The sequence below is a fragment of the Clostridium aestuarii genome (genome assembly GCF_026735135.1).
Taxonomy (GTDB): domain Bacteria; phylum Bacillota; class Clostridia; order Clostridiales; family Clostridiaceae; genus Clostridium_H; species Clostridium_H aestuarii.
The window spans coordinates 712132-725385 of the sequence record NZ_JAPQER010000002.1 but is presented as its reverse complement, the minus strand read 5'-3'; the positions used below and the strand labels follow the sequence as shown (position 1 = coordinate 725385).

Below are 13254 nucleotides of genomic sequence, written 5' to 3'. Positions count from 1 at the left end.
TGATAGGGAGTTGAATTTAAAATGAAAGTATTAATAGTGGGTTCTGGTGGACGTGAACATGCTATAGCTTGGAAAATTTCAGAAAATTCCTCAATAGATAAGATTTATTGTGCACCGGGAAATGGTGGTACTGCCAATGAAAATAAATGTGAAAATGTAAATATAGAAAATATAGATGAATTAGTTGTATTTGCTAAAAAAGAGTGTATAGACCTTACAATTGTAGGTCCTGAAGCTCCATTAGTAGAAGGAATAGTAGATAAGTTTAAGGAAAACAACTTAAAAATATTTGGTCCATCTAAAAAAGCTGCAGAACTTGAGGGAAGCAAAATATATGCTAAAGATTTTATGAAAAAGTATGGAATAAAAACTGCTGAATATGCAGTTTTTGAGGATAGAAAAAAGGCGTTAGACTATTTAACAAAATGTAGTTATCCAGTAGTAATAAAAGCAGATGGGCTTGCTGCTGGAAAAGGAGTTATTATATGTGAGAATAAGTTTGAAGGTATTGAGGCAATAAACAAACTTATGTTAGAGGATATATTCAAAGGAGCTGGACTTAAAATAGTAATTGAAGAATTTTTAGAAGGTGTTGAAGCTTCTATTCTTTCTATAACAGATGGAGAAACTATAATTCCTTTTATATCTAGTGAAGATCATAAACAAGTTCTTGATGGTGATAAAGGACCTAATACAGGAGGAATGGGAGTTGTTGCTCCAAATTGCTACTGTAGCGATGAAATTTTAGATCAATTTAAAAAAGATATTTTGAAGGCTACTTTAAATGGAATTAAAGAAGAGAAAATGGATTATATAGGTACTATATTCTTTGGAATTATGATAACTAAAAAAGGGGTTTACCTTTTAGAATATAATGTAAGAATGGGCGATCCAGAAACTCAAGCAGTATTACCTCTTATGGAAAGTGATTATGTAGAACTTATATTAAATGCAATAGATAAAAATTTAAGTAATGTTAAATTAAAATGGAAAGAAAAAAATGCTTGCTGTGTTACAGCTGTATCAAAAGGATATCCTATAAAGTATGAAAAAGGATTTACAATAAAAGGCTTAGATAAAGTAGAAAATAAGATGTTTGTATCTGGAGCAGAGTTACAAGAAGATAAGCTTATAACTTCAGGCGGAAGAGTATTATCTGTAGTAGCATTAGGCGATACTTTAGAAGAAGCAAGAGAAAAAGCTTATGATGATATTGCTAAAGTTAACTTTGAAGGTATTTATTATAGAAAAGATATTGGAAAAAGAAAGGGATGTGTACATGAAAACTAAAGTTAGAAGAATATTTGTTGAGAAGAAACTTGGTTTTGATGTTGAAGCAAAGGGCTTTTTAAAGGATATAAGAGAAAATCTTAATATAAAGGATGTAAAAGATTTAAGAATATTAAATCGTTATGATGTAGCTGGAATAGAAGATGAAGAATATTTAAAAGCTAGAAATTTAATTTTTTCAGAACCTACAGTAGATAATGTTTATGATGAAGAAATTAGCGTAGATGATAAATGTAAAGTATTTGCAGTGGAATATCTCCCAGGACAATATGATCAAAGAGCTGATTCAGCAGCTCAATGTATTCAAATACTGACTCAAAAAGAAAAACCTATAGTAAGATGTGGTAAGGTAATTATAATAAAAGGTGAAATTAGTGAGGAAAAGCTAAAAAAAATCAAGCATTATTATATAAATAGTGTTGATTCAAGAGAAGCACTTTTTTCAAAACCTGAAAGTTTAGAAATGGAAACTAATATTCCTCAGAATGTTGAAATCTTAGAGGGATTTGTAAATAAAAATGATGAAGAACTTAAAAGCTTTATGCAGGAACAAGGATTTGCGATGAGCTTTGAAGATTTGAAGTTTTGTCAGCAGTATTTTAAAAATGAAGAAAAAAGAAATCCTACTATAACTGAAATTAAAGTTATAGACACTTATTGGTCAGATCACTGCCGACATACAACATTTTCAACAAAAATTGAAGAGGTTGAATTTGAAGAAGGAAAATATGTAGAGCCTATTAAGAAAGCGTACAATGAATATTTAAATTCTAGAGATTTTGTATATGGTGATAAAGAAAAAGATATATGTTTTATGGATATAGCTGTAATGGGAATGAAAGAACTTAGAAAAAGAGGAATGCTGGATGACCTTGAAGTATCAGATGAAATCAATGCTTGTAGTATAGAATGTGAAGTTGATGTTAATGGTAAAATTGAAAAATATCTTATTATGTTTAAAAATGAAACTCACAACCACCCAACAGAGATAGAACCTTTTGGTGGTGCTGCAACATGTCTCGGCGGGGCAATTAGAGATCCTCTTTCTGGAAGATCATATGTATATCAGGCTATGAGAGTTACAGGATGTGCAGATCCTAGACAAACAATTGAGAAAACTTTAGATGGAAAGCTTCCTCAAAGACAGATAACTATAAAAGCAGCTCATGGTTATAGTTCTTATGGAAATCAAATTGGTCTTGCAACAGGACATGTAGCTGAGGTTTATGATGAAGATTTTGTAGCAAAAAGGATGGAGATAGGAGCTGTAATTGCAGCTTCACCTAAGGAAAATGTTATACGTAAATGTCCAGTTAAAGGGGACGCAGTTATTTTAGTTGGTGGAAGAACAGGACGTGATGGATGTGGTGGCGCTACAGGTTCATCTAAAGAACATGATGAAACATCAATTTTAAATTGTGGCGCAGAAGTACAAAAAGGAAATGCTCCTACAGAAAGAAAGCTTCAAAGACTTTTTAGAAATGAACATGTTAGCAAAATGATTAAAAGATGTAATGATTTTGGAGCAGGTGGTGTTTCAGTTGCCATAGGAGAATTAAGTGAAGGGCTTAATATAAATTTAGATTTGGTTACTAAAAAATATGATGGATTAGATGGAACTGAGCTTGCTATATCTGAATCTCAAGAAAGAATGGCTGTAGTTGTAGAAAATAGTGATGCAGCAGAATTTATAAAATATGCTGAAGAAGAAAATCTTGAAGCAGTGAGAGCAGCTGAGGTTACTGATGATAATAGACTTAAAATGAGCTGGAGAGATAAGTATATAGTAGATTTAAGTAGAAAATTTTTAGATACCAATGGAGTAAAACAAAAAACTAATATAAAAGTAAATAATCCTTCAGAAAATACTTATTTTAATGAGAAATCTGTAGATGATATTAAACAAAAATGGATAGAAACTATGGAAGATTTAAATGTGTGTAGTCAAAGAGGATTAGTAGAAAGATTCGATAGTTCCATAGGGGCAGGTACTGTATTAATGCCTTTTGGTGGAAAATACCAAGCAACTCCAAGTGAAGTTATGTGTGCTAAAATTCCAGTATTACATGGCGAAACAAAGACAGGGAGTATAATGGCTCATGGGTATAATCCAAAGATAGGTAAATGGAGTCCTTTCCATGGAGCTTTATATGCAGTAGTTGAATCAGTAACAAAGATAGTTGCTGCAGGTGGAGATTATAAAAATACAAGGCTTACATTGCAGGAGTATTTTGAAAAGTTAGGTAGTAATCCATCAAAATGGGGTAAACCATTCAGTGCTTTACTTGGAGCTTTTTATGCTCAAAAAAGATTTGGAATACCTGCAATTGGTGGAAAAGATAGTATGTCAGGAACCTTTAAAGATATGAATGTACCTCCTACTTTGGTGGCTTTTGGAGTGAATGTTGTAGATACTGATAAGGTTATATCTCCTGAATTTAAAAAGTGCGGGAATAGAGTTGTTTTATTAAAGGCTCTAAAGAAGGAAGATAATATTCCTGATTTTGAAATATTAAAAAAGAATTTTGATGTTGTAAATAAACTTATAAGTGAAGGCAAAGTTTTGGCAGCTCATAGTGTAAGAATGGGTGGAGTTGCGGAAACAATAGCAAAAATGTGTTTTGGAAATAAAGTAGGAATGAATTTTTCACATAATATAAAAGCTGAAGATTTATTCAGTGAAGATTATGGTTCAATTATTTTAGAGATAGATGATAAGGTTGAATTAAAAGAAGCTTTTTCAAATGTAAATTATGTTCTTTTAGGATTTACGCAATCTAAGCCATTAATAAAAATTAATAATGTAGAAATAGATATAGATGAACTTTATGAAAAATGGCAAAAACCATTAGAAAAAGTATTTTCTACTAAAACAGAAGATATAAAAGATGAAATAAAATATGAAATATCAGATAAACAGGCAATTAAAGGACCTTCAATAAAAATTCCAAAGCCTAGAATATTTATACCAGTATTTCCTGGGACAAATTGTGAGTACGACTTACAAAAAGCTTTTACAAAAGCTGGTGGTGAGGTAGAAACTAAAGTATTTAGAAATATAACACCAAAAGATATAGAATATTCAATAGAAGCTATGGCTAAATCAATAAAGCAGTCTCAAATAATAATGCTTCCAGGTGGATTCAGTGCTGGAGATGAACCTGATGGTTCGGGGAAATTTATAGCTACGGTGTTTAGAAATCCTAAAGTTAAAGAGTCTGTAATGGAACTTTTAAACAATAGAGATGGGTTGATGCTTGGAATATGCAACGGTTTCCAAGTACTAATAAAACTTGGCCTTGTACCTTATGGAGAAATAAGAGATATGGATGAAGAGTGCCCAACATTGACATTTAATAAGATAGGCAGACATATGTCTAAGATGGTAAATACAAAGGTTGTTTCTAAGCTTTCTCCTTGGTTAAATAATGTAAGAGCAGGAGATACTCATGCAGTTGCAATTTCTCATGGAGAAGGAAGATTTGTTTGCAGTGACAAAATGGCAGAAAAGTTATTTGAAAATGGACAAATAGCAACTCAATATGTTGATTTTGTTGGCAATCCTAGCTGTAATGTAGAATTCAATCCTAATGGCTCTATGTATGCTGTAGAAGGTATAACAAGTCCAGATGGAAGAATACTTGGGAAAATGGCTCACTCAGAAAGAATAGGTAAAAATGTTTATAAGAATATTATAGGAGAAAAAGATCAAGAAATATTTAAAGCTGGAGTTGAATACTTTAAATAAAAATTTATGAATTATTAGCTGCTGATAACTAGTTATCAGCAGCTTGTTTTTTTGATTAATTATCAATTCTTATCTGTCATCTATAAACTGGTATATTGCATATGATATAGCAAATGAATATTATCAAGAATCCGGGGAGAATAATATGAGTTTGTTGTATGAATCGCATGACGATAAGTTGTTAGCATTTATAATAGATTTAAATAAAAGAGCAAAGAATTTAAGTTATATATGTAAAAAAATTATTTCAACAGATGATGATGGAAGCTTTATGAATAAGGTAGTGACTTCTAGTGATGATAGTAAAATAAAAGCTTATGTGACAAATAAAGCAAGAAAAGGAATATTTAAAGTAAAAGTCATACAATTAGCTGACTGTCAGGAAAATTTAAGTAAAATCGTATATGAAAAAGCACTTGCAATAATAGATGATGGGAAACATACTTTTACTGTAGCTATAGGAGAAAAAACTATAGAACTTGCTGTGAATATAAAAAGTAGTGACACAAATGGTGCTGTATTGCGCAAACTTAAAGAAGTTATAGAAGAAGAAAATATAGGAATTGAAGTTTTTATAGAAAAATATGTATATGATAAAGAAAGATTGATTTTAAAATCAAAAATAGAAGGGAAAAATAATGAATTCAGTATATTTGATAAAGAAGGAAAGATTGTTTCTTATACAGGTATATGGAATAAATTTATTAATGCACAAAACACTGAATTTACTATTAATGATAAGTATTATGAAAGTCAGAATGATACAGCATTGTTAGATAAAGAAAATATAATGTTAAAGATTAAGAGTATAACAAAATATCAAAATGTAATAATAAAAATTTTCCATAATACTGATGTAATTAAAAACGATATGATGGAATTTATTGATTTCTATAACGAGCTGGTAAAAATGTTAAGAAATGATATGATAGAAAGAAATGCTGAAGACAATTTAATGGATTTAGCAAAAAAATATAAAAGAGATTTAAGTAAATTAGGATTGATATTTAATTATCAGTATATGCTGAAATTAAATATGAAAGTTTTTATAAAAAAAATCAACAATGATTATGAAAAAATAAAAGGATGTTTTTTTAATGAAAACAATTTTTTATTAAGGATTATTGAATTTTGCAAGGATATTAATGAAGAAAAAATTATTCTTGTAAATCATAGTAAAGAAGATAAGAAAGATGTATCAAAAGAATTTATAGATGAAAGATATGATGGATATGGAAAGCTTGTAAAGGTTGCCAATTCTATAGGAGAAAAGATTGACTTTATTTGTTAGAAAAAACAGAATTTTATTACAATAATAAAATATATTGACTTATACAAAGTGAAATGATAACATTTTTCTTAGTAAAATTTAATAGAGTTATGTAACCCCATATAATTCCGATAACAAGGTTCGGTAGTTTCTACGAGAAAACCACGAAATTTCTCACTATGGGTAAATCTAAACAAGTATTTTAAAATCTAGTATCAGATTTACTCACAATCTAATACTAGATTTTTTTATTTACAAAAGGAGGACAAACGTGTGGATATTACAAGAAAAACAAAAGAAACAAAAAAATCAAAATCTATTTGGGAATCATTATTCAAATTATCTGAAAACAATACAGACGTTAAAACCGAGGTATTAGCAGGGTTTACTACATTTGTAACAGTGGCATATGCACTTTTAGTAATTCCTAATATTTTAAAAATTTCAGGAATGAATGCAGCTGGATTAAAAGGAGATGCAGCAGCTTCGCTTAGTATTATTAATGATCCAATAGTGGGTTCAGCTTTTGCCAGTACATGCATAGCTTCAGCTATCGGTACATTCATAATGGCATTCCATGCAAATTTACCCTTTGTGTTGGCACCAGGTATAGGGCTTACAGCATTCTTTTCTTACAGTGTGTGTTTAACATTAGGATATACATGGCAGCAAGCATTGGCAGCGGTTTTTATATCGGGAACAATATTTATTTTAATTACGCTTACATCAATAAGAGAAAAAATAGTAGAATCTTTGCCCAACAATCTTAAACTTGCTATAACTGGAGGAATTGGACTTTTTATATCGCTTATTGGTCTTAAAAGCGGAAATGTTATAGTTGCAAATTCAGGAACTTTAGTTAGTTTTGGAAGTTTTACAAATCCAAGTACTATATTAACTGTAATAGGAATTATTATTATGGGAATACTTATGGCACGTAAAGTAAAAGCATCAATGTTAATAGGAATTGTTTTAACTACTTTAATAGGAATACCTATGGGTATAACTAAAATTTCAGGTGTGAAATTGTTTTATATTCCTCCAGTAGGAAAAACTTTTATGGCTTTTGATTTTAAAGGACTTCTTGCACATGGGGGTACAGGAGTTATTGGTGCAATTACAAGTATTTTAATGGTTGTTATAACTTTCAGTTTAGTAGATTTATTTGATTCTATAGGAACTTTAGTAGGAACAGCTCAAAAATCAGGAATGATTGAAAAAGATGGAAAAGTTAAAAACATGAGAAAAGCTTTATTTTCTGATGCTGTAGCTACAACATTGGGAGCAATGTTTGGAACTACTACTTTAGCAACAGTTGTAGAATCTACAGCAGGTATTTCAGAAGGAGGAAGAACAGGACTTACTACTTTTGTAGTAGGGATTCTATTTGCAATTTCTATTTTCTTTGGTGGACTAGTTGGTGTTGTTCCAGCAGAAGCTACATCACCAGCGCTTATAATTGTAGGTGTTCTTATGCTAGGAGCTGTTAAAGATATAGATTTTGATGATTTTACAGAAGCTCTTCCAGCATTTTTCACAATTGCTATTATGCCTTTCAGTTATAGTATAGCTAATGGTGTGGCAGCAGGAATGATATTCTATCCAATAATGAAAATTGTAACTGGAAGACATAAAGAAGTTCATCCTATAATGTATATTATGGCGTCATTATTTGTAATAAGATTTATTATGCTTCCTCAATAAAAGGTTACAACAAAACTTCAATTTGGCATTTAAAAATTTAATTGTAGAAATTTTTAGATTATAAAAAAATATTTTTGCAAAAAAAATTTGACAAATTAGCAGAAATTATGTATATTAATAATTGAAAAAGTTGTTAAAAAAATATCAAAAGATTTATTTAATATTTAGGAATGTAATTAAAGGATACAGCGGGCAGTTGACATATGTAGCAGTTGACCCAAAGCCTTATTTACATATATAAAAGCGTTTCGTTTATCATAAACGAAGCGCTTTTACATTAATGAAAACATTTTATTGTACAGTGAAATTATTAAATATATAATTTTTGTATAAAAAATATGATATTATTAAGAAATAGTAGTGGTATGTACAAAGGAGGATGACGTATATGAAAATAGCTGTTATATCAGATATACATGGAAACATTTTTGCATTAGAAGAAGTGCTTAAAGATATAAATAAAAGACATATAAATACAATAGTATGTCTTGGGGATTTAGTTGGATATGGTCCTTTTCCAAATGAAGTAATTGATTTAATAAAAAAAGAGAATATATTACTTATTATAGGAAATTATGATTCAGCAGTAGTAAGTGGTGATATAAAATATGTTAGGGATAATGAACTTAATAAAAACTTTGTACTACCTTGGTCATGTAGTGAAGTAAGTGATAAGAATAAAAAGTTTTTAAAGAGACTTCCACAAGATATAACTATAGTAGATAAGGGGAAAATTATAAAATTTGTTCATGGAAGCACTAGAGCAGTAAATGAATATTTAATGGAAAATTCAACGGAAGCAAAAGAAGTAATAGACGAGTTTACAGGTGATGTACTTGTTTGTGCACATACTCATTTACCTTATTCTAAAAAATATGATAATAAGCTTTTGGTGAATGATGGAAGTGTTGGTAAACCTAAAATAGGAAACCCAAATGCTACTTACTGCATTTTAAAGGTAGAAGAAGAGGGTATTGATGTTGAACTTATAGAAATACCTTATGATTATGAGAAATTAGCTGTAGCTATGGAAGAAAGAGATTTTCCAAAAAATTTAATAGATTCAATAAGAATGGGAAAATAGCATATTTAAATAGTTTATAGATGACAATTGAAAGTATGTGCAGTTTTTAATTAGCAACAATTCTTAACTGTTGGCTGTCGTTTGTTCACTGTGAACTGTTATAACGGGGGTAACAATGAAAATAGCAGTAGCTCAGTTTAATATTGATGTAAGAAATAAAGAAAAAAATCAGCAAAAATGTGAAGGTTTTATAGCTGAAGCTGGTAAGAAAAAAGCTGATATAATTATATTTCCCGAGATGACTTTGACAGGATTTTCAAGGAATATAAACCGTATAGGGGATGAAAATGAAGAAACTATAGAATGGTTTAAGGAAAAGGCTGATATGCACAATATTAATGTGTGTTTTGGGTATGTTGAAAAGGCGACTAGTGGAAAAGGTAAAAATAATTTATCAATGGTATCACCCAATGGTGAAGAACTCCTTAGGTATACTAAGATGCATCCTTTTTCTTATGGAAGGGAACATGAATTTTATGAAAAAGGTAATAAGATTGATTTTTTTAAGATAGATGATTCTACATTTTCAGCCTTTATATGTTATGATTTAAGATTTCCAGAAATATTTCAAATAGCATCTAAAAAAGCACAAGTTATTATAGTAATTGCAAATTGGCCAGAAGCAAGAAGAGAACATTGGATCACTCTTTTGAGAGCAAGAGCTATAGAAAATCAATGTTATGTAATTGGAGCGAATATAGTTGGTGAAACAAATAGAATTATTTATAGTGGTGATTCTATGGTTATAGATCCTTTAGGGAATATTATTGTAGCTAGTCATAAAAAAGAGGAATTAATTGTAGCAGATATAGATGTTGAAAAGATAAGTGAAATCAGAAACAGCTTTAATATTAAAGTAGATAGACAGGAAGAACTTTATTTTGAATTAATGAAGAATAAAAGACTGCAGTAATAATTTTCTGCAGCCTTTTATTCTTCTGTGAAAATTATAAACATTATATATGTTATACTGTTAAAGATGAAATAAGATAACAAACAGTAATGAACATGAAAGGAGATAACATGGGAAAAACTTTAGTTTTAGCAGAAAAACCTTCAGTAGCTCGTGATATTGGAAAAGTATTAAATTGTAATAAAAAAGGGAAAAGCTCATTAGAAGGTTCTAAGTATATTGTTATTTGGGGATTGGGTCATTTAATTACACTTGCAGATCCAGAAAGATATGGAGAAAAATATAAAAAATGGAGTATGGATACTTTACCTATGCTTCCAAAGAAAATGGAGCTTGCAATAATTAAAAAAACTTCAAAGCATTTTCATAGCATTAAAACTATCATGCAAAGAAAAGATATTGACGATTTAGTAATAGCTACAGATGCTGGGCGTGAAGGTGAACTTGTTGCTAGATGGATCATGGAAAAAGTTGGATTTAGAAAACCAATTAAACGTTTATGGATTTCATCTCAAACAGATAAGGCTATTAGAGATGGCTTTAATAATTTAAAACCAGGAAAAAATTATGAAAATTTATATAGATCAGCTGTATGTAGAGCAGAGGCAGATTGGATTGTAGGACTTAATGTTACAAGAGCATTAACTTGTAAATATAATGCACAACTTTCAGCAGGAAGAGTTCAAACTCCAACACTTGCAATGATAGTAGAGAGAGAAGAAGAAATAAAGAAATTTGTTCCAAGAGACTATTATACTATTAAAGGAAAGACAAAGGAATTTGAGCTACAGTGGCAGGACAATAGAAGTAGTCAGACACGTACATTTAATAAGGAAAAAGCAGAAAAAATTGCTTTAAAGGTAAAGGGTAAAACAGGAGAAGTTACAGAGGTGAAAAAAGCTGCAAAGAAAAAATATTCTCCTGCATTATATGATTTAACAGAGCTTCAAAGGGATGCTAACAGAAGATATGGATATTCAGCTAAGAAAACATTATCACTTATGCAGAGATTATATGAAAATCATAAAGTGCTTACATATCCAAGAACGGATTCAAGATATTTAACTACAGACATAGTTGCAACTTTACCTGAAAGATTGAATAATATAGCAGTTGGACCATATGCAAAGAGTGCAAGACAGGTGCTTAGAGGTAAAATAAATGCAAACAAAAGATTTGTTGATAACGGTAAGGTCTCAGATCACCATGCTATAATTCCAACGGAACAGAGATTAAGCTTAGGAGAGCTTACATCTGAGGAAAGAAATATTTATGATTTGGTAGTAAGAAGATTTTTATCTGTATTGTATCCTGCTTTTGAATATGAACAAACTACAGTGAATGTTTCAGTTGATGAAGAAATATTTATATCCAAAGGTAAAATAGTTAAAGCAAAGGGATGGAAAGCAGTATATGATAATGAAGAGGTTTTAGATGATGATATTGATAATGAAGATATAAAAGATCAATCACTACCGGAGCTTAATAAGGGAGATAAGGTGAAATTAGTTGATGTTAGATCAGTAAAAGGACAGACTAAACCACCAGCAAGATTTAATGAAGCTACTTTGCTTTCAGCTATGGAAAATCCAAAAAAATATATGAATACAGATAATAAAGAACTTGTAAAAGCTATAGGAGAAACAGGTGGATTAGGTACAGTCGCTACAAGAGCAGATATAATAGAAAAATTATTTAACACTTTTTATATTGAAAAGAAGGGAAAAGATATATTCCCAACATCAAAAGGAAAACAATTAGTAGAACTGGTACCATCTGATTTAAAATCCCCTACACTTACAGCAAAATGGGAGCAGCAGTTATCTCAAATTAGCAAAGGAAATTTAAATGATAAGAAATTTATAGGAGATATGAGAAATTATGCTTCAAAACTTGTATCAGATGTAGCAACTAGTACGGAATCTTATAAACACGATAATATGACAAGAGCAAGATGTCCAGAATGTGGTAAATATTTATTAGAAGTAAACAGTAAAAAAGGAAAAATGCTTGTATGCCAAGATAGAGAATGTGGATATAGAAAAGGATTAGCAAAGGTAACTAATGCAAGATGTCCAGAATGTCACAAGAAGCTAGAACTAAGAGGAAAAGGTGACGGGGAGATATTTGTATGTGCTACATGTGGATATAGAGAGAAAATGTCAGTATTTAAGAAAAGAAAAGAAAATCAAAGTAAGAGTGTTAATAAGAGAGATGTAAATAAATATTTGAAAAAACAAAATGTAGATGAGCCAATAAATTCAGCTTTAGCAGATGCTCTAGCTAAGTGGAAAAATCAATAATATAGGAATAAAAAAGTAAAACTTCTTGAAAATTTAAGAAGTTTTCTTTTTTATTGCTTCGAAAAAATCTACTTTAAAGGAAGTAGTGAGATTTACTTACAAAAATGTAAGTTTTAAATTTGAAAATGTAATATAAATGAATTGATATATATATATTTGTTTTTTATAATATAAGTTATGATGTAAAATAAAAAAACAAGGAGTGAAAACTTAAAAATATGATAAATAAGATAAAGGTAAATATACCATCGTTAAGTTTGATGTTGATAATACCTGTGATAAATATATTTTATGCATTTTTAAATAATTCTTCTAGAGGTGTATACGATATTTCAATAGGTTTGGATAATTTAATTCCTTTTTCAAAAATATTTATAATTCCATATATAATTTGGTATCCTTTTATGATATCTACATTAGTTTATTTTTGCTTCAGAGATAAGGAGATATATCATAAAATGATTATTAGTTTAATTTTAGGATTATTACTAAGTTATGCTATATTTTTCTTGTTTCAAACGGGAATTGAAAGACCTGTAATAGAACAAAATGATATATTATCAAAACTTGTTAAATTCATATATAAAACGGATAATCCATATAATTGTTTCCCAAGTATTCATGTTTTTACAAGTTATCTCATGATAAAAGGAATAGTAAATTGTAAGGCTAAAAATACAAAGAGTATATTAATTGTTAGTTTTACGGCAACAATTATAATTTTATCTACTTTATTTGTTAAACAACATCTTGTTTGGGATGTAATAGGAGGAATAATTTTAGCGGAAATTGTTTTTAAAATTAGCAAAATTTATAAAATGCTTTTCAATATGGTATCCAAAAAGATTGCTTTAGGTAAAACACAGAATATGTAAGTATCATAAAGACATTTGTAGTGATGAATTACAGATATTTTTATAAAGGATAGATTGTTTTATGAAA

8 protein-coding genes and 1 riboswitch are annotated in these 13254 nt (G+C 29.5%); all 8 genes read left to right on the top strand.

Annotation, left to right across the window (positions count from 1 at the left end; all coding sequences use genetic code 11):
• Positions 1-21 precede the first annotated feature (21 nt).
• The 8 genes from purD to OW763_RS07570 all read left to right on the top strand — a co-directional run bounded on the left by purD (position 22) and on the right by OW763_RS07570 (position 13187).
• On the top strand, positions 22-1290 hold the full coding sequence (purD, locus tag OW763_RS07605; RefSeq protein ID WP_268040490.1) for a phosphoribosylamine--glycine ligase: 1269 nt from the start codon (positions 22-24) through the stop codon (positions 1288-1290).
• Complete coding sequence (locus tag OW763_RS07600) at positions 1280-5038, top strand: phosphoribosylformylglycinamidine synthase (protein WP_268040489.1); 3759 nt, start codon at positions 1280-1282, stop codon at positions 5036-5038. Before purD ends, OW763_RS07600 begins: the two co-directional genes overlap by 11 nt.
• A 145-nt stretch (positions 5039-5183) precedes the next feature.
• Complete coding sequence (gene fliD, locus OW763_RS07595; protein WP_268040488.1) at positions 5184-6329, top strand: flagellar filament capping protein FliD; 1146 nt, start codon at positions 5184-5186, stop codon at positions 6327-6329.
• Positions 6330-6406: 77 nt separating this feature from the next.
• Positions 6407-6508: riboswitch (purine riboswitch) on the top strand.
• A gap of 73 nt (positions 6509-6581) precedes the next feature.
• Positions 6582-8012, top strand: coding sequence for an NCS2 family permease (locus OW763_RS07590; RefSeq protein WP_268040487.1), 1431 nt, complete (start codon positions 6582-6584; stop codon positions 8010-8012).
• A 388-nt stretch (positions 8013-8400) separates the two neighbouring features.
• A complete protein-coding gene (locus OW763_RS07585) occupies positions 8401-9096 on the top strand; it encodes a metallophosphoesterase family protein (RefSeq protein ID WP_268040486.1) in 696 nt (231 codons plus the stop codon).
• A gap of 115 nt (positions 9097-9211) precedes the next feature.
• The gene (locus OW763_RS07580; RefSeq protein WP_268040485.1) at positions 9212-10009 is read left to right on the top strand and encodes a carbon-nitrogen family hydrolase; all 798 of its coding nucleotides are present in this window, start codon (positions 9212-9214) and stop codon (positions 10007-10009) included.
• A 110-nt stretch (positions 10010-10119) separates the two neighbouring features.
• Positions 10120-12312: a DNA topoisomerase III gene (locus OW763_RS07575; protein ID WP_268040484.1), complete on the top strand. Its 2193-nt coding sequence runs from the start codon at positions 10120-10122 to the stop codon at positions 12310-12312.
• A 218-nt stretch (positions 12313-12530) separates the two neighbouring features.
• Positions 12531-13187: a phosphatase PAP2 family protein gene (locus OW763_RS07570; protein ID WP_268040483.1), complete on the top strand. Its 657-nt coding sequence runs from the start codon at positions 12531-12533 to the stop codon at positions 13185-13187.
• Positions 13188-13254 lie beyond the last annotated feature (67 nt).